The sequence below is a fragment of the Blastococcus sp. CT_GayMR20 genome (genome assembly GCF_004570345.1).
In genome coordinates this window covers 1-24,641 of the sequence record NZ_SPQM01000042.1, presented here as the reverse complement: position 1 = coordinate 24,641, position 24,641 = coordinate 1, and the positions used below count along the sequence as shown (strand labels likewise).

Here is a 24,641-nt window from a genome sequence, read left to right as displayed (position 1 = left end):
AGAGGGACGTCGGTGCGCCGGTCAGCGGCGCTTGCGCTTGCCCTTGTTCGGCGGGGGCTGGCCGGCACGGCTCGAGCCACCGGGCTGCTTGCCCGACGGCCGGCCGTCAGCGCTCGCGTCGGCCGCGGAGGTGCCGTCGGGGGCGGGGGTGCCGGTCGGAGTGCCGTCGACCGGGGCGGGGCGGCCCGGCTTGGTGCGCACCGGCTTGGCGCCCGGCTTGGGCGCGAGGGTCCGGGGGTCGACGGCGGGCTTGTCCGTGGCGTTCTTCGTCTTGTAGGCGTCCGACCCGGGCGGCGGCAGCTTGCGCAGGATGAAGAACTGCTGGCCCAGCGTCCAGAGGTTGTTGGTGAACCAGTAGAGGAGGACGCCGATCGGGAAGAAGAAGCCGGAGACGAAGAGGCTCAGCGGCATGCCGTAGAGCAGCAGCTTCTGCACCGTCGCGGCCTGACCCTCGACCGGCCCGGACCGGGACATGATCTGCTTCTGCGTGAAGAAGGTCGTGAAGCACATGATCACGATCAGCACGAAGGCGACGATCCGGATCGTGCTGTAGCTGGCGATCTCCAGGATCGCCGCTTCCTTCGCGCCGGTCATGTTGAACGAGGCGGAGATGGGAGCGCCGAACAGCTTGGCGCGCGCCGCCTCGTCGGTCAGCTCGTCCGACCAGCTGTAGAGGCCGTCCGCGCCCGGTGCCAGCCGGCGCAGGACGTGGAAGAGGGACAGGAAGACCGGGATCTGCGGCAGGATCGGCAGGCAGCCCGCCAGCGGGTTGACCCCGCGCTCCTTCTGCAGCGCCATCATCGCCTGGCTCAGGCCCTGCCGGTCGCTGCCGTACTGCTTGCGCAGCTTGGCCATCTCCGGCTGGAGCTCCTGCATGGCCCGCTGCGACTTGACCTGCTTGACGAACAGCGGGAAGAGGATCAGCCGGATGGTGACGACGAGGAAGACGATCGCCAGGACCCAGGCGAACCCGGCGAGCCCCGACTCCGGGGGCGGGTCACCGAAGATCGTGTTCCACAACGAGTGCCACCGCGCCATCACCCACGAGATGGCGGTGTACAGCCAGTCAAGCAACGGAGGACTCCTCGTTCGACCGGCTGAGGACCGGCGGGGTGGCTGGGTGGGGCACTGCAGTGCTCGACGTCCGGCTGCCGCCGGCGGTTCCAGTACCCGGGACGAGGTCGACGCCGCCGGGGTGCCAGGGCGCGCACTTCGCCAGGCGCCGCAGGGCCAGCCAGCTGCCGCGGGCGGCCCCGTGCCGCCCGATCGCCTCGGCCGCGTAGGCGCTGCAGGTCGGGTAGAAGCGGCAGCGGGCCAGCAGCGCGGGGCTGATGGCCCGCGAGTAGAACCGGATCGCGCCCAGCAACCCGCGGCGGATCACGAGGACCGGACCCGATCGCCGAGCAGCCGGTCGAGACCGGAGCTCAGATCGCGGCGCAGGAGGTCGGAGGACGCGTCGGCGGCCTCGGGCCGGGCCCGGACCACCAGATCGGCGCCCGGCGGCAGCCGGTGGAGCTCATCGCGCACGACGGCCCGCAGCCGCCGGGTCACCCGGTGGCGGACCACCGAGTTGCCGACGGCCCTGCCGACCACGAAACCGGCCCGCGCACCGGGCGGCGCCGGGACGGTGGACGTCGGCGTGCCACCGGTCGGCGCCTGCGACGTCGTAGGACCGGCGGCGTGCTCGGGCCGTTCGCGGAGGAGGTGGAGCACCATGGTCGGTCGACCGGCGCGGCGGCCGGACCGGACGACCGCGGAGAACTCCGGACGCCGGCGCAGGCGCGCCTGCGCGGGCAACACGTCAGGCGGAGAGCTTCTCGCGACCCTTGCGCCGACGGCCGGCGAGGATCGCCCGGCCCGCGCGGGTGCGCATCCGCAGCCGGAAGCCGTGGGTCTTGGACCGACGGCGGTTGTTCGGCTGGAACGTGCGCTTGCTCACGAGGTACTCCCACTACACGACATCGACGGTGCGCACCCACCGGTGGGCGGGCGCGCGCCGGGGCGCCCGGGACGAACGGCGGAGTGCCGCACCCCGGTGAACCCCGGAAGCTGGTCACTGCGGCTCGGTCCCCGCACCGGACCCACCTGCGCGTTTCTGCTGCGCGGGCAGGAGAGCGGCCGGAACCGTCCACAGACTCCAGCCAGCATAACCGAGGAACGCACCTGACCGGAGACCGGGCGCATCCCGACCGCCCATGGTCCACCCGGCACCGTCCGGGACGACGGCGGCGCGCCGGGGACGACGCGCCCGACTGTGGCCCCGAGCGTTGCCGGGCTGTGGACGGGGCTGTTAGCGTCGCCGTCGCTCCGCGTCGGACGTCAGGGTCACGACGCGTGGGCCGACCCCGTCGGTCAGCCGACCGCCGAATCGCCCGTTCAGCCGCCCGAAATGGCCTCCGACCTGCAGCGATGTGGATCGGCGGCCCGACCGGTGCGGAGCCCGGCAGGACTCCTCGCCGGCCGTGCACAGCCTGTGGACACCGGTGTGGAACCAGTGCGTCCGCGCATCCACAACGGGTGTTGACTGTCGGCTGTCCCCGGACCCCGCAGGCTGGGCGGACGCCGGCGCACGGATGCGGACGACGGGATCGACAGCATGGGGAGGAAGAGCGGCATGGCCGATGCCACGCTGGACCTGGCGACCGTCTGGGACCAGATCCGCGAGCGGCTGGCGACGAGCCTGTCCCCGCAGCAGAACGCGATGCTGAACCTGACCCGCCCGCTCGGCCTGGTCGAGGACACGGCGGTCCTCGCCGCGCCCAACGAGTTCACCCAGACCGTGCTGGAGTCCCGCATGCGCCGGGTGCTCACCGAGGCGCTGTCCGAGCAGTTCGGCCGCGACATCCGGGTCGCCGTGCAGCTCGAGGACGCTCCGGCCGAGCCGGACGAGCCCCGCGACGAGGAGCCGACCCGCCGGCCGTGGTCGGCGGCCGAGGCGCAGCGCGAGGAGGAGGACCGGGCCAGCCGGGACCGGGCCGACGACGGGCGCAGCGCCTTCGGGGTGCGTACCGACGCCGTCCGGACCCCCCCGCCCTGGGACCGCGACGGCGACGGCCCCGGCGACCGCACCGACTCCGAGGTCCGCGAGCTGCGGCCGGTGGACAGCGCACCGCACCGCACCGTCGACCGGGGCGCCCCCGAGGACTGGAGCACCACCACCTGGGGCACGCCGGCCGGCGGTGCCGACGCCCCGGGCGAGCGGGACTGGGGCGGCTCCGACGAACGGACGGCCGACGTGCTGCCCTTCGACCTCGACCCGCAGAGCCGCGACTCCGGCGGCAACCGCGGCAGCAACGGGCCGGCGAACCGCAACCGCCGCGCCGACGGGTCCGGCGGCTTCGCCGACCGCCGGTCGGCCGGCCTGGATCCGGGCCTGAACCCCAAGTACGTCTTCGACAGCTTCGTCATCGGGAACAGCAACCGCTTCGCCCACGCGGCGGCCGTCGCGGTGGCCGAGGCGCCGGCCCGTGCCTACAACCCGCTGTTCATCTACGGGGAGTCCGGGCTGGGCAAGACGCACCTGCTGCACGCGATCGGGCACTACGCGGCGCGGATGTTCCCCAACGTCAAGGTGCGCTACGTCAGCACCGAGGAGTTCACCAACGAGTTCATCAACCTGGTCCACTCCGGCCGGGCCGAGGACTTCCGCCGTCGCTACCGGGACATCGACTTCCTGCTGATCGACGACATCCAGTTCCTCGAGCGGGCCGAGCGGACGCAGGAGGAGTTCTTCCACACGTTCAACACGTTGCACAACGCCAGCAAGCAGATCGTCATCACCTCCGACCGGGCGCCGAAGAAGCTGACGACGCTGGAGGACCGGCTGCGCACCCGGTTCGAGTGGGGCCTGATCACCGACGTCCAGGCGCCCGATCTCGAGACGCGCATCGCGATCCTGCGCAAGAAGGCCTGGGGGGAGCGGCTGCAGGTGCCCGACCCCGTGCTCGAGTTCATCGCGAGCAAGGTGCAGACCAACATCCGCGAGCTCGAGGGCGCGCTCATCCGGGTCACCGCGTTCGCCAGCCTCAACAAGCAGCAGGTCGACCTGCCGCTGGCCGAGCTCGTGCTCAAGGACCTGATCAGCGACGAGCAGGGCCCGCAGATCACCGCGGCGATCATCATGGCGGCGACCGCGGAGTACTTCTCCGTGACGATGGAGGAGCTGCAGGGCTCCAACCGCAGCCGCACGCTGGTGAACGCCCGGCAGATCGCGATGTACCTGTGCCGCGAGCTGACCGAGCTGTCGCTGCCGCGCATCGGGGCCTCGTTCGGCGGCAAGGACCACACCACGGTCATGCACGCGGTCAAGAAGATCACCAACCTGATGAGCGAGCGCCGCGCCACCTACACCCAGGTCACCGAACTCACCGCCCGCATCAAGAGCCGCGCCCGGCAGTAGGTCTGTCCACAGCTCTGTGGACATGTCGACCGTCGGGGGGAGGCGACCGGATGCGGTTGCAGCCGGTGTTCGGCCGGTGACCACGGTCGACACATCGAGAAGTTGTCCCCAGGAATGTGCACAGGTTGGGGAGATCTCGTGTGCACCAGGTCACACGAGGTGATCTAGGCGCCGTTCCCCGGCGCTCGGCACAGTCGCCGGCAATCCGGTCGTGTCCCGCTGACCTGCACGGATGTCGATCGATCCCTCACGGGGCGTATCGCCCCGGTCGAGCGCGGTCGCACGGCTGGGCACCACCTGGGGACGGAGCAGGGAGACACAGGGGACAGGCGGTGGACGGCGACGGCCTCCGGTGCACAACCGTCGAGATGTCCACGTGTCGACAACAGGAAGACGCTGACCGCCCACAACCGGCCAACAGGCCCATCCGTCCACTGAGCAGCGCGAAGGGGCGTCGTCCCCAGGTTCCACACGTGTGATGACGAGGATGAGGGAGTTATCTCGGAGAATTCTTGAACCACACTCTGGGTGGGGACGCTGCGGTCAGAGGGCTCCCGGAGTCAGGAGAGCGCTCATCGTGGGACAGGGTTTCCCCCCGAGGCACCGCAACAGGCACGATGGACCACCGCACCGGCGCCGGAGCCCGCTCCACCGCGTCGGCGCATCGAGCACGCTGACGAGATCGGGTGGGTCGAGAGATGAAGTTCCGGGTGGCACGTGAGGTGCTCGCCGACGCCGTCGCCTGGACGGCGCGCAGCCTGCCGCCGCGACCGTCCGTGCCGGTCCTCGCCGGGATCCTGCTCGAGGTCGACGGCAACCAGCTCTCGGTGTCCGGCTTCGACTACGAGGTCTCCGCCCGGGCCGAGGTCGACGTCCACGCCACCGAGGGCGGCCGCGTCCTGGTGCCCGGCCGGCTGCTTGCCGAGATCACCCGCGCGCTGCCGCCGCACCCGGTCGAGATCACCGCCGAGGGCCCGCGCCTGTCGATCGCCTGCAGCAACGCGCGGTTCAGCCTGCCGACGCTGCCGGTGGAGGACTACCCGTCCCTGCCCTCGATGCCGTCCTCGGCCGGACTGGTCGACAGCGACGTCTTCGCCGAGGCGGTCAGCCAGGTCGCCGTCGCCGCCGGCCGCGACGACACCCTGCCGATGCTCACCGGCGTACGCCTGGAGATCGAGGACGACCTCATCACCCTGGCGGCCACCGACCGCTACCGGCTGGCCGTGCGCGAGTTCGCCTGGCGTCCGGAGACCCCCGGCGTCTCCGCCGCCGTCCTGGTGCCGGCGCGCACGCTGGCCGACGCCGCCAAGACCCTCACCAGCGGGCCGGAGATCGTGCTCTCGCTGTCGTCGGGGAGCTCCGGCGAGGGGATCCTCGGCCTCTCGGGCAAGGACCGGCAGACGACGACGCGGCTGCTCGACGCCGAGTTCGTGAAGTACCGGGCGATCATGCCGAGCGAGTCCAACGCCAACGCGCTGCTCCCGGTCGGGCTGTTCACCGACGCCGCCAAGCGCGTGGCGCTGGTCGCCGAGCGGGGCACCCCGCTCCGCTGCGAGTTCACCTCCGGCCAGGTCACCCTGCGCGCCGGCGGCACCGACGACGAGGGCCAGGCCGAGGAGCGCTGCGACGTCGAGTTCGACGGCGAGCCACTGACCATCGGCTTCAACCCGACGTTCCTGCTGGACGGCCTGGCCGCGGTGCACACCGAGCGGGCCCGCATGGACTTCGTGAGCCCGCTGAAGCCCGCGGTGCTCTCCGGTGTCGAGGAGCCGGCCACCGACGACGGGCAGCCGGCCGGCCCGGCCGAGCGCTCCGGCAGCTACCGGTACCTGATCATGCCGGTGCGCCTGCCTGGGTAAGGCTCTTCTGCAGGGGCTCGCCGCGAGCTCGCGAGCGGTGGGGCAGAAGGGCCATTCCCGTCGCGTGACGGCGTCCGGAACAGCACGATGAACCACCGACAGAAGCGCTGAGAGGGGACCACGTCGTGCAGCTGGGGCTGATCGGGCTGGGCAAGATGGGCGGCAACATGGCCGAGCGGCTGCGCCGCGCCGGCCACGAGGTGGTCGGCTACGACCATCACGCGGGCAAACGGGACGTCGACAGCCTGCCCGCGCTGGTCGAGGCGCTCGCGGTCCCGCGCGTCGTCTGGGTGATGGTCCCCTCCGGTGAGCCGACGAAGCAGACGGTCAAGGAACTGGCGGAGCTGCTCGACGAGGGCGACGTCGTCGTCGAGGGCGGCAACTCCAAGTTCACCGACGACCAGGTGCACGACGTGATGCTGCGCGAGAAGGGCATCGGGTACATCGACGTGGGCGTCTCCGGCGGGGTGTGGGGCCTGGAGAACGGCTACGCCCTGATGGTCGGTGGCACGAAGGAGGACGTCGCCAAGGTCCAGCCGGTCTTCGACGCGCTCCGTCCGCCGCGACCTGTGGACGAGTCGGGCCAGGAGATGCCGGGCGTCGGCTTCGTGCACGCCGGACCGGTGGGCGCGGGCCACTTCAGCAAGATGGTCCACAACGGCATCGAGTACGCGATGATGCAGGCCTACGGCGAGGGCTACGAACTGCTCGCCGCGGTCGACCTCATCGAGGACGTCCCGGGCGTCATCGCCTCGTGGACGCAGGGCACGGTGATCCGCTCGTGGCTGCTGGACCTGCTGGTCCGCGCGCTGGACGAGGACCCCACCTTGGAGAAGATCACCGGGTACGCCGAGGACTCGGGCGAGGGCCGCTGGACCGTCGAGCAGGGCATCGAGAACGCCGTCCCCATGCCGACGATCGCCGCCTCGCTGTTCGCGCGGTTCGTCTCGCGCCAGGACGACTCCCCGACCATGAAGGCCGTCGCCGCGCTGCGCCAGCAGTTCGGCGGGCACGCGGTGAAGGCCGTCCAGGCGGGAGAGGCCGAGCGGCCGGCATGAACGAGGACCCCCCTGCCCCCCACGCCTCGGGGAAGGACCCCGTCCCACCCACCCCTCGCAGGCTCGGGGCGGTGCTCTGGACGGGGCCGGCGCGGCAGGGGGGCCGGGTCTGACGTGTACGTCCGGCACCTGCAGGTCGGCTCCTTCCGCAGCTGGGAGCACGTCGATCTCGCCCTCGGCCCCGGTCCGACGGTGTTCGTCGGGCGCAACGGCGAGGGGAAGACCAACCTCGTCGAGGCGGTGGGCTACCTCGCGACGATGAGCAGCCACCGGGTCTCCGCCGACGCGCCCCTCGTGCGGCACGGTGCCGAGCAGGCCGTCGTCCGGGCGGCCCTGCGCCGGGGCGACCGCGAGCTCCTCGTCGAGATCGAGATCAACCCCGGCCGGGCAAACCGCGTGCGGGTGAACCGCGGCCCCCTGCCGCGGCCGCGCGAGCTGCTCGGCATGGTCCGGACGGTGCTCTTCGCGCCCGAGGACCTCGCCCTGGTGCGCGGCGACCCGACCGAGCGGCGGCGCTTCCTCGACGAGCTGCTCGTGACCCGCACCCCCCGGCTGGCCGGCGTCCGGGCCGACTACGACCGCGTGCTCAAGCAGCGCAACGCCCTGCTGAAGACGGCGCGGCTGGCCCGCGGCACGGCGATCGAGACCCTCGACGTCTGGGACGGCCACCTCACCGACCTCGGCGGGCAGCTGCTCTCCGCCCGGCTGCAGCTGATCGCCGACCTGGCACCGCACGTGGCCGGCGCCTACGCCGAGGTCGCGGGCGCCGGCGCGGCGATCGCCGGGCTCGGTTACTCGTCGACCGTGCCGCTGGCCGGCGACGGCACCGCGGTCGCGGAAGGGACGACGCTGCCGACCGTCGAGGAGCTGACCGAGGCGATGCGGGAGCGGGTGGCCGAACGACGGGGTGACGAGCTCGACCGCGGGATGACCCTGGTCGGACCGCACCGCGACGACCTGGTGATCCACCTGGGGCCGGCGCCGGCCAAGGGCTTCGCCAGCCACGGGGAGTCGTGGTCGCTCGCGCTGGGGCTGAAGCTCGCGACGTTCGCCCTCCTGCGGGCCGACGGCGAGGACCCGATCCTGATCCTGGACGACGTGTTCGCGACCCTGGACGCCGAGCGGCGGGCGGCGCTGGCCGCCGTGGCCCGGTCGGCGGAGCAGACGCTGATCACCGCGGCCGTGCTCGACGACGTCCCGGGCGAGCTGCGCGGCGCCCGGGTCGAGGTGGGCGACGGCATCGCCGTCCTGGTGAAGGAGAGCGTCCCGGCCGGGGAGGGGGGTCTTCCGTGACGGACGAGCGGCCTGCCCGGCCGAGCGACATCGCCCGCGCGGCGCTGGAGGCGGCGCGCGCGGCGTCGGCCGCCCGTCCCCAGCCGACCCGGCGCCGGATCGCCGGCCCCCGGCGGACGTGGACCGGCGCCGGACCCGGCGCGGACGACCCCCAACCGCTGGGCCGGCTCGTCGACTCGCTGATCACCGAGCAGGACTGGTCGGAGCGCACCCGGGTCGGCGCGGTGTTCGGCCGGTGGTCGGCGATCGTCGGCCCGGAGATCGCCGCGCACTGCGCGCCGCAGACCGTGAGCGAGGGCGAGCTGCTCGTGGTCGCGGAATCCACGGCGTGGGCGACCCAGCTCCGGCTGCTGGCCCCGACGATCCTCGGCAAGCTGCGCGCCTCGGTCGGCGGGGACGTCGTGACGAAGTTGCGCGTTGTCGGACCGACGGCCCCGTCCTGGAAGAAGGGCCTGCGCTCGGTGCGCGGGCGGGGGCCACGCGACACGTACGGCTAGACGACGAGGACGCCCACCATGACGGAGAGGCAGCGATGAGCAGCCCGCGCGACCGCGACGGTTCCGACGACGGCAGCGACTGGCAGGAGCCGGCCCACCTCTCGGACGACCAGCCGGACCAGCCGAACATCGCCGACCGCCGGAAGACGCCGCGGGACGACGTCCCGGCCGATCGGGACGCCTGGCAGCCACCGGGGTGGGACCTGCCCGCGGCGTCGCCCGACCGCGACGGCGGCGTCGACCCGTCCGCTGCGCCACCGGCCACGCAGGCGCCCCCGGGGCGCGGGGGTGGCCTGTTCGGCCGCCGGGCCCGCGATCCGGAGATGGAGCGCGCCTACACCCTCGAGACCGACCCGGTCGGCGCCCAGTCCTGGGCGCTGCAGCACGGCTGGACGGTCTCCGACGGCAGCGGGCCCGAGGACGCGGCGCTCGGTGAACTGATCGCGTCCTCCCCGGTGCGCCCCGGCAAGGAGGCGCGGGCCGCGAGCGTGCTGCGCGGCCGGTACGGGTCGCTGGAGCTGGTGGCGTTCGACATCGCCTATCCGCTGGGCCAGGGCCTGGTGCCCAAGTACGCCGTGACGGCGGCCCCGCTGCTCGGCGCCGTCCCCGGCCTCCGGCTGTCCCCGGCCCGGCTCTGGAAGCACCGGACGGCCGGCCTGGTCCCGATCGCGAGCGGGAACGAGGCGTTCGACACGCGCTGGCTGCTGCTCGCCGCCGAGGACGGTCCGCAGGTGCGCCGGCTGTCGCAGGACCCGGCCGTGCACGGCCTGCTCCTGGGCTCCGACGACGGCGACGAGTTCTGGACGGCGGGCGGCTTCCTCGCCGCCGTCCGGCCCGACGGCCACCGCCCACAGCTCCTCGAGCACCACGCCCGGCTGCTCACCGCGATCGTCGGCGCCCTCGCCGCCGGCCACTGACGCGGCGGCCCCGCTGAGCGGCACGGAGCAGACGGACCCGGCGGCCGAGCCGGCCGCCGGGTTCCGGCAGCTCCTCCCTCTGCTGCGGCCACACCGGCGGTCGCTGGTCCTCGCCTCGGCGTTGTCGCTGGTCGCCGCCGCGGCAGCGCTCGCCCAGCCGCTGCTCGTGTCGCGGGTGATCGACGCGGTCGGTGGCGGGGACACCCTGCTGCCGGCGGTGGCGCTGCTGGTCGTCGTCGTCCTCGCGGCGGCAGCACTGGGCGCGGGCCAGGACTACCTCCTGCAGCGCACCGCCGAGGGCGTCGTCCTCACCACGCGGACCACCCTGGTCGACCGGCTGCTGCGGCTGCCGGTCGCCGAGTACGACCGCAGGCGGACCGGCGACCTCATGTCACGGGTCGGTGCCGACACCACGCTGCTGCGGGCCACGGTGACCTCCGGCGTCGTCCAGGTGGCCGGTTCGGCCGTCGAAGCCGTGGGAGCGCTGGTCGCGATGGCGTTCGTCGACGCGTGGCTGCTGTTGCTCACCGTGGCCTCGGTCTCGGTCGGGCTCATCACCGTCGTGGTCGTGTCCCGAGGGATGCGCCTGCTGTCCCGCCAGGCACAGGAGCAGGTGGGCGCGATGACCGCGGCGGTGGAGCGGGCGCTGTCGGCCGTCCGAACGATCCGGGCCAGCGGGGCGACGGGCCGGGAGATCGCCGCGGTCGGGGAGAGCGCCGGCCGGGCGTACGAGGCCGGCGTGCGGGTCGCCCGCCTGCAGGCCCTGGTGGCGCCGGCCGGCTCGGTGGCGGTGCAGGGCGCGTTCCTCGCCGTCCTCGGCGTCGGCGGCTACCGGGTGGCCAGCGGCTCGCTCAGCGTCGCGGAGCTGGTGGCCTTCATCCTGTACCTGTTCCTGCTGGTCATACCCCTGGGGCAGGCCATCGGGGCGTGGAACCAGCTGCAGTTGGGCTTCGGCGCGCTCACCCGCATCCAGGAGATCCTCGCTCTGCCGCCCGAGGACGACGCCCGGCCGGAGCGGCCCGGTGCCACCGTCGTCCCCGTGCCTTCGGCCCCGCTCCTGGAGCTGGACGACGTCTCGTTCCGCTATGCCGACGGCACCGAGGTGCTGCGCGGCGTCTCCCTGCAGGTGCCGCCCGGCAGCCGGGTGGCGCTCGTCGGGCCCTCGGGCGCCGGGAAGTCGACGATCCTCGCGCTGATCGAGGGCTTCTACCCCCTCGACGGCGGGGCGGTCCGGTGGGCGGGGACCGACGTCCGCGAGCTGCCGCGGGCGGCGCTGCGGGCCCGGCTCGGCTACGTCGAGCAGGAGGCTCCGGTGCTCGCCGGCACGGTGCGCGACAACCTGCTGCTCACCCGGCCCGACGCGACCGACCCCGAGCTGTGGGCGGTGCTCGCCGACGTCGGCCTGACCGACGTCGTCCGCCGGTCGCCGCGCGGACTGGACGTGCTCGTCGGGGACGAGGGCGTGCTGCTCTCCGGTGGCGAGCGGCAGCGGCTGGCGATCGCGCGGTCGCTGCTGGCCCGGCCGGAGCTGCTCCTGCTGGACGAGCCGACCGCCAGCCTGGACGCGCGCAACGAGCAGCTGCTGCGTGACACCCTCGCGGCGGCATCGGCCGACCGGGCCCTGCTCGTGGTCGCCCACCGGCTGTCCACGGTGCTCGACAGCGACGAGATCGTCGTGCTCGACCAGGGCCGCGTCGTCGCCCGCGGCACCCACGCCGAGCTGGTGGAGTCCAGCCCGCTCTACCGCGAGCTGGCGACCGCCCAGCTCCTGGTGTGAGCCCGAGAACGATCAGGTGACCTGATCGTCAGGGGTCCTGGCTCACCGTCGACGCTGAGCCAGGACCCCATGAGCTGAGCCAGGACGGCGTCGCACGTCAGACGGCGGCCGTCGTCTCCTGCTCTTCCGCTCCGCGGGTGACGCCGCGGATCATCCCGCCGAACACGACGCCGTGGAACGCCGCGATAGCCCACCAGTAGAGGTGCCCGGCGAGCCCGTGCGGCGCGAAGGTCGCCCGCTGCCGCAGCACGACGCCGTCCGGACCGTGTTCCACGTGGAACTCCAGCCAGGCGAGCCCGGGCAGCCGCATCTCGGCGCGCAGGCGCAGCAGCCGCCCGTCCTCGATCTCCTCGACCCGCCAGAAGTCGAGGGCGTCGCCGACGTAGAGGTCCTGCGGGTTCCGCCGCCCCCGCCGCAGCCCCACCCCGCCGACCAGCCGGTCGAGCCAGCCGCGCACCCGCCAGGCCAGCGGGAACGAGTACCAGCCGCGGTCCCCGCCGATGCCCTCGACCACCCGCCACAGCGCCCCGGGCGTCGCGGACGTGCCGCGGGTGCGCTCGTCGACGTAGAGGGTCCCGCCGGCCCAGTCGGGATCGGTCGGCAGCGGGTCCGACGGCGCACCGGGCACCGAGGCCCCCGACCACCGGGTGGCCACCGCGGAGTCCCGGACCCGCTGGACGGCGAGCCGGACCGCGTCGTCGAAGCCGAGCAGCCCCTCCGGCGGATCGGGCACGTACTCGGCGATGTCGTGCTCGCCGCAGACGACGGTGTTGCGCAGCGACTCCACGAGGGGGCGGGCGATCCCGGCCGGCACCGGGGTGATCAGCCCGACCCAGTGGCTGGACAGCGACGGCGAGAACAGCGGGACCGGCAGGATCCGGCGCCGCGGCAGCCCCGCGACCACGGCGTACCGCTGCATCATGTCGGCGTAGTTCATGACGTCCGGCCCGCCGACGTCGAAGCACCGGTGCACGGAGGCGGGCACGCGCGCGCAGCCGACCAGGTACCGCAGCACGTCCCGGACGGCGATCGGCTGGATCCGGCTGTGCACCCAGCGGGGCGTCACCATCACCGGCAGCCGCTCGGTCAGGTAGCGCAGCATCTCGAAGGACGCCGACCCCGACCCGAGGACGACGGCCGCGCGGAGCACCACCGTCGGGACGCCGGAGCCGAGCAGGATCTCGGCCACCTCCGTCCGCGACCGCAGGTGCGGCGACATCTCCTCGCCCTCCGGCTCCAGCGCTCCCAGGTAGACCAGCCGGCCGATCCCTGCCTCGCGGGCGGCCTTCGCCATCACCTCCGCCGTCCGCCGGTCGGTCTGCTCGAACTGCGGCCCCGACCCCAGGGCGTGGATCAGGTAGTAGGCGACGTCGGCGCCGGCGCAGGCGGCGGCCACCTGGCCGGCGTCGGCCGCATCGGCCCGGACGATCTCGACCTGCTCGGCCCACGGGTGGTCGCGGACGCGCTCGGGCGACCGGGTCATGACCCGCACCCGGTACCCCGCGGCCAGCAGCTCGGGCACCAGCCGGCCTCCGATGTAGCCGGTGGCCCCCGTGACGAGGCACGTCAGGGCCGGGGGTCCGTCGGGCGCGATCGGATCGGGAGCCATGGACCGAGTGTCGGCCCGAAATCCGCCGGCCGCTCGAATCGCGGCGGCGTCCGGGAGGCAGCACGATCGCAGGACGCCGGCCGGCGGCGGTCGTCCCGCAGCACGTCCACGAGGAGGACCCGATGGCCGAGGCCACCACCGCCGACGCACGGACCGCGGACGGCCAGCCGACCCTGAAGCGGGTGATGGGCCCCGGCCTGCTCCTGCTCTTCATCGTCGGTGACATCCTGGGCACCGGGATCTACGCGCTCACCGGTCAGGTCGCCGCGCAGGTCGGCGGGGTCGTCTGGCTGCCGTTCCTGGTCGCCTTCCTCGTCGCGCTGGTCACCGCGTTCAGCTACCTGGAGCTGGTGACCAAGTACCCGCAGGCCGCCGGTGCGGCGCTCTACACGCACAAGGCGTTCGGCCTGCACTTCCTGACGTTCCTCGTCGCGTTCGCGGTGATGAGCTCGGGGATCACCTCGGCGTCCACCGCGGCCCGGGCCTTCAGCGCGAACGCCGCGAACGTCTTCGGCCTGGGCTTCGAGGACGGCATTGGCATCACCCTGATCGGGCTGGGCTTCATGGGCCTGGTCGCGGCGATCAACCACCGGGGGGTCGGCGAGAGCGTCAAGGCCAACGTCGTCCTCACCTGCGTGGAGCTCACCGGCCTGCTGATCGTCATCGGGGTGGGCGTCTGGGCGCTCGGCATCGGCGAGGGCGACTTCTCCCGGGTGACGGAGTTCGACACCGGTGACCGTTCGGTCCTGGGCGGCGTGATCGCCGCGACCGGGCTGGCGTTCTTCGCGATGGTCGGGTTCGAGGACTCGGTGAACATGGCCGAGGAGTGCAAGGAGCCGCGGAAGATCTTCCCCAAGGTGCTGCTCGCCGGCCTGGTCGCGACCGGCGTGATCTACGTGCTCGTCTCGATCTCGGCGATCGCCCTGGTGCCGGCGGACGCGCTCAGCGAGGGCGACACCCCGTTGTTGCAGGTCGTCGAGGCCGGCGCCCCCGGCTTCCCGATCGGGCTCTTCGGCGTGATCACGATGTTCGCCGTTGCCAACTCCGCGCTGATCAACATGCTGATGGCCAGCCGGCTGGTCTACGGCCTGGCCAAGGAGCGGGTGCTCCCGCCGTTCCTCGGCAAGGTGCACCGCCGCCGCCGGACGCCCACCACCGCGATCCTCTTCACGACCGCGCTGGCCTTCGGCCTGATCACCTTCGTCGGCGCCGTCCCCGCGCTGGGCGGCACCACTGCGCTGCTGCTGCTGATCGTGTTCACCGTCGTCAACGTTGCGGTCCTGGTCCTGCGCAAGGACACCGTGGACGCCGACCACTTCCGGACCCCCACCGTGCTCCCGGTGGTGGGGGCGCTCGCGTGCGGGTTCCTCGCCACGCCCTGGGCGGGCCGGCCGGCGGAGCAGTACCGGATCGCCGGCGTGCTGCTCGCGATCGGCGTCGTCCTCTGGGGCGTGACGGTGCTCGTGAACAAGCGGACCGGCGCCGAGGTGCCCCGCTTCGATCCCACCCACCTCACCGGTGACGGACCGAAGGGCCCTCGCAACTGAGAGCTTCCGGCTGTGCCCACCGAGGACGGCGTGTCATCCCCGGGGGCAGCACGGGTGGTGGCGGAGGTGCCGCAAGTGGCCCAGACACGACGTCAGGGCGTGGACGGCGGCATTCCTGTCGGTGGACCCGGTATCCTGGACAGCAGAAACCGCCAGCAACCGGCTGAGCGCCGTTCTGCGCCCGTTCCGCTCCGTGTCGTCCACGGGGAAGTGTGGCGCCGGTTGCGCGAAAGGAAGGCCCCACGTGGTCGCACGGCCGAAGACCGAGCCCAAGACTGAGAACGCCTACTCCGGCAGCTCGATCACCGTCCTCGAGGGTCTCGAGGCGGTGCGCAAGCGCCCCGGTATGTACATCGGCTCCACCGGTGAGCGGGGTCTGCACCACATGGTGTGGGAGGTCGTCGACAACTCCGTCGACGAGGCGCTGGCCGGCCACGCGGACAAGGTGCACGTCACCCTGCTGGCCGACGGCGGCGTCCGGGTCGAGGACAACGGCCGCGGGATCCCGGTGGACATGCACCCGGTCGAGAAGCGGCCGACCGTCGAGGTCGTCATGACGATCCTGCACGCGGGCGGCAAGTTCGACGGCAAGAGCTACGCGGTCTCCGGCGGTCTGCACGGCGTCGGCGTCACCGTCGTCAACGCGCTGTCGAAGAAGCTCGACGTCCGCATCTGGCGCGACGGCACCGAGTGGCACCAGCACTACGAGCTGGCCAAGCCCGGCCCGCTGGAGAAGATCGGCCCGACGAAGAAGCGGGGCACCGCGATCACCTTCTGGGCCGACGGCGACATCTTCGAGACGACCAACTACTCGTTCGACACGATCAGCCGCCGGCTGCAGGAGATGGCCTTCCTCAACAAGGGCCTGACGATCGTCCTGCGCGACGAGCGGCCGGGGCACAGCAAGGCCGAGACCGGCATGGCCGAGGAGATCACGCTCGCCGAGGCCGCCCCCGAGCCCGGCGCCGAGCAGAAGGCCTTCGAGCCCACCGAGATCGTCTACAAGTACGACGGCGGGCTCGAGGACTACGTCAAGCACGTCAACGCCAAGAAGAGCCCCATCCACAAGTCCATCGTCAGCTTCTCCGCCGACGGCGTGGGCAAGAACGACATGGCGATGAGCCTCGACGTCGCGATGCAGTGGTCCGATGCCTACTCGGAGTCGGTCTACACGTTCGCGAACACGATCAACACGCACGAGGGCGGCACCCACGAGGAGGGCTTCCGCGCCGCGCTGACGTCGATCGTCAACCGGTACGCGGTGGACAAGAAGATCCTCAAGGAGAAGGACGAGAAGCTCACGGGTGAGGACATCCGCGAGGGTCTCGCCGCGATCGTCTCGGTGAAGCTCGGCGATCCGCAGTTCGAGGGGCAGACCAAGACCAAGCTCGGCAACACCGAGGTGAAGGGCTTCGTCCAGCGGGTCTGCAACGAGCAGATCACCCACTGGTTCGAGTCCAACCCGGCCGAGGCGAAGATCGTCATCACCAAGGCGTCCTCGGCCGCCCGGGCCCGCCGCGCGGCGCAGGACGCCCGCAAGCTGGCTCGCAAGAACCTGCTCAGCAACAACTCGCTGCCGGGCAAGCTGGCCGACTGCCGCTCGACCGACCCGCGCAACTCCGAGGTCTACATCGTCGAGGGCGACTCGGCCGGCGGATCGGCCAAGTCGGGCCGCGACTCGATGTTCCAGGCGATCCTCCCGATCCGCGGCAAGATCATCAACGTCGAGAAGGCGCGGATCGACCGGGTCCTCAAGAACAACGAGGTCCAGTCGATGATCACCGCCTTCGGCACCGGCATCCACGACGAGTTCGACCTGTCGAAGCTCCGCTATCACAAGATCGTGCTGATGGCCGACGCCGACGTCGACGGCCAGCACATCCGGACGCTGCTGCTCACCCTGCTGTTCCGCTTCATGCGGCCGCTGGTCGAGGCCGGGCACGTCTACCTCGCCCAGCCCCCGCTGTACAAGATCAAGTGGGGCGGCAAGGTCGGTGACGAGTACGTCTACACCGACAAGGAGAAGGAAGGCGCCCTCAAGCTCGGCGCCGAACAGGGTCGCAAGATCAAGGACGACGCGATCCAGCGCTTCAAGGGCCTCGGCGAGATGAACGCGACCGAGCTCTGGGAGACCACGATGAACCCGGAGACCCGGGTCCTCCTGCAGGTGACCCTCGAGGACGCCGCGACCGCCGACGAGCTGTTCAGCATCCTCATGGGCGAGGACGTCGAGGCCCGCCGGAGCTTCATCACCCGCAACGCCAAGGACGTCCGGTTCCTGGACGTGTGAGCCGCCGAAACCGGCTCTGACCTGGACTTTGTCCACTGCTGTGCACCGACTTGTGGAGATCTGAACCGTGACCGAGACCCCTGCCCGCGACCGCGTCGAACCGGTCGACCTCCAGCAGGAGATGCAGCGCAGCTACATCGACTACGCGATGTCGGTCATCGTCGGCCGCGCCCTGCCCGAGGTCCGCGACGGCCTGAAGCCGGTGCACCGGCGGGTGCTGTTCGCGATGTTCGACCAGGGCTTCCGACCCGACCGCAGCTACGTCAAGTGCGCGCGCGTCGTCGGTGAGGTCATGGGTAACTACCACCCGCACGGCGACACCTCGATCTACGACGCCCTCGTGCGGCTGGCCCAGCCCTGGTCGATGCGCTACCCGCTGGTCGACGGCCAGGGCAACTTCGGCTCTCCCGGCAACGACCCGGCCGCCGCCATGCGGTACACCGAGGCGCGGCTGACCCCGCTGGCCATGGAGATGCTGGCCAACATCGACGAGGAGACCGTCGACTTCCAGCCCAACTACGACGGCAAGAACCTCGAGCCGCTGGTCCTGCCGGGCCGCATCCCCAACCTGCTCATCAACGGCTCCGCCGGCATCGCGGTCGGCATGGCCACCAACATGCCCCCGCACAACCTGCGCGAGGTGGCGGCCGCGGTGTTCTGGGTGCTCGAGCACCCCGACGCCGAGCCCGAGGAAGCCCTCACCGCGTGCATGGAGCGGATCAAGGGCCCGGACTTCCCGACCCACGGTCTGATCGTCGGCCGGGAGGGGATCGAGGAGGCCTACCGCACCGGCCGGGGCTCGGTGCGCATGCGCGCCGTCGTCACCGTCGAGGAGGACTCCCGCGGCCGGGTGCAGCTCGTCTGCACCGAGCTGCCGTACCAGGTCAACCCCGACAACCTGGCCGAGTCGATCGCCGACGCGGTCAAGGAAGGCCGCCTGCAGGGGATCAGCGAGATCGCCGACGAGTCCAGCGACCGCGTCGGCCGCCGGCTGGTCATCACGCTGCGCCGTGACGCCGTCGCCAAGGTCGTGCTGAACAACCTCTACAAGCACACCCAGCTGCAGACGACGTTCGGCTGCAACATGCTCTCGATCGTCGACGGCGTCCCGCGCACGCTCCGCCTCGACGAGCTCGTCAAGCTCTACGTGAACCATCAGATCGAGGTCATCCAGCGGCGCACCCGGTACCGGCTGCGCAAGGCCGAGGAGCGCGCGCACATCCTGCGCGGCTACGCCAAGGCCCTGGACCAGCTCGACGCGGTCATCACCCTCATCCGCAACAGCGAGTCGGCCGACGCCGCCCGCGGCGGGCTGATGGAGCTCCTGGACATCGACGAGATCCAGGCGACCGCGATCCTGGACATGCAGTTGCGCCGGCTCGCCGCCCTGGAGCGGCAGCGGATCCTCGACCAGCTGGCCGAGATCGAGCTGGAGATCGCCGAGCTCGAGGCGATCCTCGCCTCCCCCGAGCGGCAGCGGCAGATCATCCACGACGAGCTGGCCGAGGTCGTCGAGAAGTACGGCGACGACCGCCGCACGCAGTTCGTCGCCAACGACGGCGACGTCTCCATGGAGGACCTCATCGCGGAGGAGGAGGTCGTCGTCACCATCACCCGCACCGGGTACGCGAAGCGGACGAAGAGCGACCTCTACCGCTCGCAGCGCCGTGGCGGCAAGGGCGTGATGGGTGCGGCCCTCAAGCAGGACGACATCGTCGACCACTTCTTCGTGGGCTCCACCCACGACTGGATCCTCTTCTTCACGAACAAGGGCCGCGTCTACCGGTCCAAGGCCTACGAGCTGCCGGAGGCCAACCGCACGGCCCGCGGTCAGCACGTGGCGAACATCCTGGCCTTCCAGCCGGACGAGAAGATCGCCCAGGTCATGCAGATCAAGGACTACTCGGTCGCGCCGTACCTGGTGCTCGCCACGGCCAGGGGCCAGGTGAAGAAGACCCGGCTGACCGACTTCGACTCCCCGCGCCAGGGCGGCGTGATCGCCATCAACCTGCGCGACGAGGACGAGCTGGTGGGCGCGGCGCTGATCGAAGCGGACCAGGACCTGCTGCTGGTCACCCGCAAGGCGATGTCGATCCGCTTCACCGCCGACGACACGGCGCTGCGGCCGATGGGCCGGGCGACGGAGGGCGTCCGCGGCATCTCGCTGGCCGACGACGACCGCCTGCTGTCGCTCATGGTGGTGCAGGAGGGCGTCGACGTCCTGGTGGCCACCGAGCGCGGATTCGCGAAGCGGACCGGCATCGAGAACTACCCGAACCAGGGCCGTGGCGGGAAGGGCGTCCTCACGGCCGACCCGAAGGCGCGCAAGGGCGCCCTCGTCGGCGCGCTCGCGGTGACGCTGGGCGACGAGCTGTACGCCATCACCTCCGGTGGCGGCGTCATCCGGACGCCGGTCAACGGGGTGCGGCACAACAAGGACCGCGCCACGATGGGTGTCAAGCTCATGAACTTGCCGGAGGACGTCTCGATCGTGGCGATCGCGCGGACGACGGACAATGACGAGCCCGACGCCTAGGGTGACGACTGGCGGATGCGCTGTCCGGAATTGACGGCGCCCCCGATGATGGTGATGGCAGGCGAGACCAGCCCGGTCTCGAGGGAGCGGCACGCGCCGCTGGGGAACGGGAGACTGGCATGAGCGACCGGACGCCGAGTTCGGTGCGTACCGGGGCCCGCACCGGGGAGACCGCCGCGCAGACGGACCCCACCGCGGGCGAGCCGGCGCCGGTCTCCGCCACCCAGTCGATCCCGACTGGTTCGCAGCCCGCGCACCCCGTGAACACCGGCCCGGCCACCGTGCCGCCCGTCGGCAGCGTCCCGGTCCCGCCGGCCACGGGCGCCGCGCCGGCCGTGCCGCCGATGACCGGTGGCGCCCCCGCGGTTCCGCCGGCCGGCGGTTCCTTCGTCTCGGAGACGTCTGCGGCGCAGGCGGCCGACGCCGCTGCCGCCAGGGGCACGTCGTCCTCCCGCGGACGTGGCCCGGCGAAGGCGAGTGGCCGCGGCCCCCGTCGCGCCCGGCTGCAGCTGCGGCACATCGACACCTGGTCGGCGCTGAAGATCTCGCTGGTGCTGTCGATCGCGCTGTTCTTCATCTGGATGGTCGCGGTCGGCGTGCTCTACGGCGTCCTCAGCGCCCTGGGCGTCTTCGACACCCTCAACGAGCTGTTCGGTCAGCTGGGCAGCGCGTCGGGCGGCGAGGTCGCGGGCGACGTCGTCACCCCGGGCGTCGTCTTCGGTGGCGCGGCGGTGATCGGTGCGATCAACATCGTGCTCCTGACGGCGCTCTGCACCGTCGGCACCTTCATCTACAACCTGTGCTCCGACCTGGTCGGCGGCCTCGAGCTCACGCTCTCCGAGCGCGACTGAAAGAGGACCCCCTGCCCCACCACTCGCAGGCCCGCGGCGGGGCCCTGCAGGGGGCCAGAGACCGGCAGGTAGGCTGTTCCAGGTTCACGGGCCTGTAGCTCAGACGGTTAGAGCGCATCCCTGATAAGGATGAGGCCGGAGGTTCAAGTCCTCCCAGGCCCACCCGTGTGCCGGAACCTCCGGCGACGCGCACCATCGAGCGCTCGAGGAGGAACCGCGTGCTCAAGAAGCTGGCACTCGCCGCGGTCGCCGCCGGGGCCCTGGCCGTCGTCCGCAAGCGGGCCGGTGGCAAGGCCGAGGCCGATCTGTGGCACGAGGCCACCCGCGGTCCGGAGGCCGTCAGCACGCCCACCACCCGCTGACCTCGCCCAGGGGCGCAGCTCCAGGGGACGTAGCTCAATTGGCAGAGCACCGCCTTTGCAAGGCGGGGGTTAGGGGTTCGATTCCCCTCGTCTCCACTCCTCTGACCTGCGGATTCACCTTCGCGGGAGGCTCCGGCGAGCCCTCCAAAGGGGTCTCAGTCCGCAAAAAGTCCGCAACTCGTCCGCAGGATGCGGCCCGCAGCGCGTCCAGGCGGTCGGCCACGTCGTCCAGGTCGTCGTCGAACAGGTCGGCGTAGCGGTCCAAGGTCATGGCCGCCGAGGCGTGCCCAAGCATCCGCTGCACCGCCTTGACGTTGGCCCCGGCCTTGATCGCCAGCGAGGCCGCGGTGTGCCGGAGTTCGTGCGGCGTGAGCCCGGCCTCGCCGATGGCCCGGGCCGCGGCGTCGAACCAGGCGGACCGGGCGTTCCGGTTGCGCAGCACCGCGCCCTGCGGCGAGGGGAAGGCCAGCTCGTCCGCCGGGCGGGTCACCACCGTGCGGGCCAGCTCGTCGACGAGGAACCGGGGCAGCGGCACCGAGCGGCGGCCGTGGGTCTTGGGGGCGCCCCACACCAGACGGGAGCCGTCGACCTCGGTGACCGCCTCCTCGACGAGCACCCGCCGGCGCAGCAGGTCGAAGTGCCGCACCCGCAGCGCCGCCAGCTCCGACCAGCGCAGCCCGCAGTAGCCGAGCACCAGCACGGCGACCCGGCCGGGCCCGGCGGCGTCGGCGAGTGCCTCCAGCTGCTCGGCGGTCAGGTACCGGCGGCGCTTCTCCTGCATCGGGGGCAGGGCGACGCCGAGCGCGGGGTTGACGGCCAGGCGCCGGTCCCGCACCGCGAGGCCGAGGATGCCGGACAGGACGCCCTGCGCCTTGCGGACCGAGGCCCCGGCCAGCCCCCGGTCGGAGAGCTCGGACAGCCAGGCCTGCACCTCGCCGTGGGTCACCCGGATCAGCGCGACGTTCCCCCAGCGCGGCAGGACGTGGGTCTTGAGGACGTCGGCGTAGCGGGCCCGACTGGTGGGCTTGAGGTTGATCTTCCCGGCGAGCCAGACGGGCGCCAGCTCTCCCACGGTCGTCCTGGCCCGCTTGGGGTCGACGTAGGTGCCCGTCTGCACGGCCGCGGTGACCTCGTCGAGCCATCGCTGGGCGTCGACCTTGCGCTTGAAGTGCCGGGCGTGTTCCTTGCCGTGTTCATCGCGGTACCGCGGCCGGTAGGTGCCGTCAGGCCTCCGCGCGATCGACGCCATCTTCGATAACCCGCCTCTCCTCGAGCCCCGGCCGAGCCCCGCGCCGGCGGAGGTCTACCACCGGCGCGCTCGTCTTGGGGGTGAGCCTGCCGTCGATCCCCGCCTCTCCGGACGGCCGCGGCACCATCTGTGGACGGCGGTGTGCGCCGTGGGTCGGGGCGGTCACCGCCGGGCACCCGCCGCGGGGGAGACCTGGTCGTCGTGCTGGGCATCGATCCAGCTGCGCAGGTCCTCAGAGCGGTAGAGGACGCGGCGGCCGAGGCGGAAGCTGCGCGGACCGGTGCCCAGGTGGCGCCAGTACCGGAGGGTGGCCACCGGAGCGCGGAGCAGCTCGGCGGCCTCGGTGATGGTGAGCAGTTCGGGCTCGCGGCGGACGGGATCGTCGGACATGGCTGGCTCCGGTGGGCTCGGGTGGGCTGTGCTCCGTCACGGGAGAAGGCGCCATTTCGGCGCGATTGGTGACAGCCGACCACCGATTGCTTCCGAAATTCTCCAGTTCTCCTCCTGTTGCCGGTGTCCGGGCCCGCGGCCGGCCGGTGGAGGCGGCCCCGCTCATCGGCCGATGCCCGGCGCGGCGCCTCCACGGGCGAGGGATGGTCCCCGCCGCTCCGCCTCGGGCCGGGGGACGCTGGGTATCGGCGCGACCGGCCGCGGGGGAGCGGCTGCCGTCCGGTCGCGCGACCGGTCCTGGCGGTCGCGGGCGGCCTCTCGAGCGGCCAGCTCGGCCGCGTGGCCGGGGCCGAGGTCGGCCCGGTCGCGGCCGAAGACGGCGATCCACTGCGCCCGGGCCTCGGCCACGTCGGCCGCGACGAGGTGCGCGGTGTTGGCCAACCGTCCGCGGGTCATGCCGACGTAGGCCGAGGCCGCGCCGGTCTGGTCACCGATGACCACGTGCGCGGCGGGAACGGTGTTCCCTTGCACGCCGTACGCGGTGCTGGCGTAGGCCAGCTCCACGTGCTCGGTGACGTAGTCGGCGGGCAGCACCCGGACCCGTGCGCCGACCGGGGGGACATCGCCCCAGGAGACGTCACCGGTGGCCGTGCCGGCGGTGACCAGCAGCCCACCGCGTCGGCCGACCGCGGTGACCGTCCACGTGTCTCGGTTGGCCACCTCCAGGTCACGGTCGTTGCGCCGGGTGGCGATCCGGTCGCCGGCGCCGATCCGCTGACCCGCCCGCGTGGTCACGACCCGGACGTCGTCGACGCGGCCGTCGGCGACCAGCCGGTTGCGGATGGCGGCGTTGAGCTCGTTGACCTGCTCGCGGGTGTCCGCCACCACTGCGACGTCGGCCGCCTGGGGGTCGTGGGCGGCGGTCGCGGCCAGGGCGTCCTGCAGCGCTGCGTGGTCGGGGTGCAGGTGGATCCGGCCGCGGGCGAGGAGGGCGTTGAACACCACACCCGGGGTGTCACCCCGCCGCATCGCCAACGTCAGCTCGGCGTACTCACCGTCCGGAACCGACTGGCCGGTGCTGTCGGTGCGAATGAAGCGGTGCACCGACTCCAACGTCAGGCAGGCAGCCGGGTCGACCTGAGCGGCGGCTAGGTCCAGGACACCGCCGCGGCCGACCGCGGCGAGCTGGTGGCGGTCCCCCAGCAGCGCCAGCCGCGCCCCGGCCTCGTCGGCGACGGTGAGCAGAGAGCGGGCGGTGTCCTGGTCGAGCATGCCGGCCTCGTCGACGACCAGCAGATCGTCGGGCCGCAGCCGGGTCCCCTCCGCCGGCCCGGTGTGGATGCGGCCGGTGACCGGGTCGGCCTCGCCGAGGGCGAGTCGGGTCCACTTGCCGTGCTCGTTCCAACGCCAGCCGTGGGCGAAGACGAGGGACGCTGCCGACCCGGTGGTCGCGCCCACCTCCGCGCGGGCGACCTGGGCGGCCTTCAGCGTCGGGGTGACTACCATCAGCCGCCGTCCCTGCCGCTGCAGCAGGTCACGGGCAGCGGCCAGCGCGGTGGTCTTGCCCGCCCCGGCCGCGCCCTCCACGACCATCAACCGCCGGTCGCCGGCCAGGACGGCTACCGCCGCGACCTGACCGGCGTCCAGGCCCCGGACAACGCCCGCCGGCAGCGGCGCCAGCCGCGGTGCACCCAGCGGTGAACGACCGGCGCGGGCGGCGAACCGGGTGCGCAGGTCGGCCTCCACGTCGAGCACCGGCCGGGAGGTCCAGGACCGGACGTGTTCCGGCACTCCATCTGGGTCCACCAGGGGAACGCACCGGTCGAGAGCGCGGGCGGTGAGGTCCTCGGCCAACTCGAGGCGCACCGCCGTGTCGGCGATGACGCCCTCCGCGGCGATCAGCCGCTCGACCTCGCCGCGGACGTCGGCGGCGTTCCAGGCCGAGCGGCCGACGGCCAGCCGGATCAGCACGGCGTCGACGGCAGCCTCGCGGTCCAGCGCGCCGAT

At 72.4% G+C, this 24,641-nt stretch carries 19 protein-coding genes, 2 tRNA genes and 1 pseudogene; 14 read left to right on the top strand and 8 right to left on the bottom strand.

Annotation, left to right across the window (positions count from 1 at the left end; all coding sequences use genetic code 11):
* Positions 1 to 21 precede the first annotated feature (21 nt).
* Genes yidC through rpmH form a run of 4 tightly spaced genes read right to left on the bottom strand, consistent with a single transcriptional unit; the run spans position 22 to position 1,939 of the window.
* Complete coding sequence (yidC, locus tag E4P40_RS11955; protein WP_135158839.1) at positions 22 to 1,074, bottom strand: membrane protein insertase YidC; 1,053 nt, start codon at positions 1,072 to 1,074, stop codon at positions 22 to 24.
* Positions 1,067 to 1,381 carry a membrane protein insertion efficiency factor YidD gene (gene yidD / locus E4P40_RS11950; protein ID WP_245160284.1) on the bottom strand — a complete coding sequence of 105 codons (315 nt, stop codon included), beginning with the start codon at positions 1,379 to 1,381 and terminating at the stop codon, positions 1,067 to 1,069. The genes yidC and yidD overlap by 8 nt, the downstream gene beginning before the upstream one ends.
* Positions 1,378 to 1,800, bottom strand: a complete 423-nt coding sequence (gene rnpA / locus E4P40_RS11945; protein ID WP_135158838.1) for a ribonuclease P protein component — start codon at positions 1,798 to 1,800, stop codon at positions 1,378 to 1,380. Before rnpA ends, yidD begins: the two co-directional genes overlap by 4 nt.
* Before the next feature lies 1 nt (position 1,801).
* Positions 1,802 to 1,939: a 50S ribosomal protein L34 gene (gene rpmH, locus E4P40_RS11940; RefSeq protein ID WP_040338882.1), complete on the bottom strand. Its 138-nt coding sequence runs from the start codon at positions 1,937 to 1,939 to the stop codon at positions 1,802 to 1,804.
* Positions 1,940 to 2,596: 657 nt separating this feature from the next.
* Here rpmH and dnaA point away from each other — a divergent pair.
* The 7 genes from dnaA (at position 2,597) to E4P40_RS11905 (ending at position 11,800) form a co-directional block, all read left to right on the top strand.
* On the top strand, positions 2,597 to 4,399 hold the full coding sequence (dnaA, locus tag E4P40_RS11935) for a chromosomal replication initiator protein DnaA (protein WP_280790608.1): 1,803 nt from the start codon (positions 2,597 to 2,599) through the stop codon (positions 4,397 to 4,399).
* Positions 4,400 to 5,097: 698 nt separating this feature from the next.
* A complete protein-coding gene (gene dnaN, locus E4P40_RS11930; RefSeq protein ID WP_135158837.1) occupies positions 5,098 to 6,258 on the top strand; it encodes a DNA polymerase III subunit beta in 1,161 nt (386 codons plus the stop codon).
* Positions 6,259 to 6,383: 125 nt separating this feature from the next.
* Positions 6,384 to 7,316: a phosphogluconate dehydrogenase (NAD(+)-dependent, decarboxylating) gene (gene gnd / locus E4P40_RS11925; RefSeq protein ID WP_135158836.1), complete on the top strand. Its 933-nt coding sequence runs from the start codon at positions 6,384 to 6,386 to the stop codon at positions 7,314 to 7,316.
* A gap of 114 nt (positions 7,317 to 7,430) precedes the next feature.
* A complete protein-coding gene (gene recF, locus E4P40_RS11920; protein ID WP_135158835.1) occupies positions 7,431 to 8,609 on the top strand; it encodes a DNA replication/repair protein RecF in 1,179 nt (392 codons plus the stop codon).
* Entirely contained in the window at positions 8,606 to 9,106 is a 501-nt protein-coding gene (locus E4P40_RS11915; RefSeq protein ID WP_135158834.1) for a DciA family protein, read from the top strand. Before recF ends, E4P40_RS11915 begins: the two co-directional genes overlap by 4 nt.
* Positions 9,107 to 9,141: 35 nt before the next feature.
* Complete coding sequence (locus tag E4P40_RS11910) at positions 9,142 to 10,023, top strand: hypothetical protein (protein WP_135158833.1); 882 nt, start codon at positions 9,142 to 9,144, stop codon at positions 10,021 to 10,023.
* Between the two features lie 121 nt (positions 10,024 to 10,144).
* The gene (locus E4P40_RS11905) at positions 10,145 to 11,800 is read left to right on the top strand and encodes an ABC transporter ATP-binding protein (RefSeq protein WP_245160283.1); all 1,656 of its coding nucleotides are present in this window, start codon (positions 10,145 to 10,147) and stop codon (positions 11,798 to 11,800) included.
* A 97-nt stretch (positions 11,801 to 11,897) separates the two neighbouring features.
* Here the strand turns inward: E4P40_RS11905 and E4P40_RS11900 are convergent, their stop codons facing one another.
* Positions 11,898 to 13,409 carry an SDR family oxidoreductase gene (locus E4P40_RS11900; RefSeq protein ID WP_135158831.1) on the bottom strand — a complete coding sequence of 504 codons (1,512 nt, stop codon included), beginning with the start codon at positions 13,407 to 13,409 and terminating at the stop codon, positions 11,898 to 11,900.
* 122 nt (positions 13,410 to 13,531) lie between these two features.
* Between E4P40_RS11900 and E4P40_RS11895 the strand changes: the two genes are divergently transcribed.
* The 7 genes from E4P40_RS11895 (at position 13,532) to E4P40_RS11870 (ending at position 21,091) form a co-directional block, all read left to right on the top strand.
* Positions 13,532 to 14,956: an APC family permease gene (locus E4P40_RS11895; protein WP_135158830.1), complete on the top strand. Its 1,425-nt coding sequence runs from the start codon at positions 13,532 to 13,534 to the stop codon at positions 14,954 to 14,956.
* Between the two features lie 244 nt (positions 14,957 to 15,200).
* Positions 15,201 to 17,246 (top strand): DNA topoisomerase (ATP-hydrolyzing) subunit B, encoded by a 2,046-nt coding sequence (gene gyrB, locus E4P40_RS11890; protein ID WP_135158829.1) that lies wholly within the window; start codon positions 15,201 to 15,203, stop codon positions 17,244 to 17,246.
* 67 nt (positions 17,247 to 17,313) lie between these two features.
* Positions 17,314 to 19,782: a DNA gyrase subunit A gene (gene gyrA / locus E4P40_RS11885; RefSeq protein ID WP_135158828.1), complete on the top strand. Its 2,469-nt coding sequence runs from the start codon at positions 17,314 to 17,316 to the stop codon at positions 19,780 to 19,782.
* 119 nt (positions 19,783 to 19,901) lie between these two features.
* A complete protein-coding gene (locus tag E4P40_RS11880; RefSeq protein WP_135158827.1) occupies positions 19,902 to 20,633 on the top strand; it encodes a DUF3566 domain-containing protein in 732 nt (243 codons plus the stop codon).
* An 88-nt stretch (positions 20,634 to 20,721) separates the two neighbouring features.
* A tRNA-Ile gene (locus E4P40_RS11875) sits at positions 20,722 to 20,795 on the top strand.
* Positions 20,796 to 20,851: 56 nt separating this feature from the next.
* A complete protein-coding gene (locus tag E4P40_RS28055) occupies positions 20,852 to 20,995 on the top strand; it encodes a DLW-39 family protein (protein ID WP_167762197.1) in 144 nt (47 codons plus the stop codon).
* A 23-nt stretch (positions 20,996 to 21,018) separates the two neighbouring features.
* A tRNA-Ala gene (locus E4P40_RS11870) sits at positions 21,019 to 21,091 on the top strand.
* Between the two features lie 154 nt (positions 21,092 to 21,245).
* On the opposite strand, the pseudogene E4P40_RS11865 reads toward E4P40_RS11870, so the two are convergent.
* From E4P40_RS11865 to E4P40_RS11855, 3 genes and pseudogenes are all read right to left on the bottom strand, one after another.
* Positions 21,246 to 22,244 (bottom strand): annotated as a pseudogene (locus E4P40_RS11865) (site-specific integrase); the annotation flags it as partial.
* Positions 22,245 to 22,406: 162 nt separating this feature from the next.
* Complete coding sequence (locus E4P40_RS11860; RefSeq protein ID WP_135158826.1) at positions 22,407 to 22,634, bottom strand: helix-turn-helix domain-containing protein; 228 nt, start codon at positions 22,632 to 22,634, stop codon at positions 22,407 to 22,409.
* Between the two features lie 162 nt (positions 22,635 to 22,796).
* On the bottom strand, positions 22,797 to 24,641 hold a 1,845-nt coding region (locus E4P40_RS11855), incomplete at its 5' end, for an AAA family ATPase (protein ID WP_135158825.1).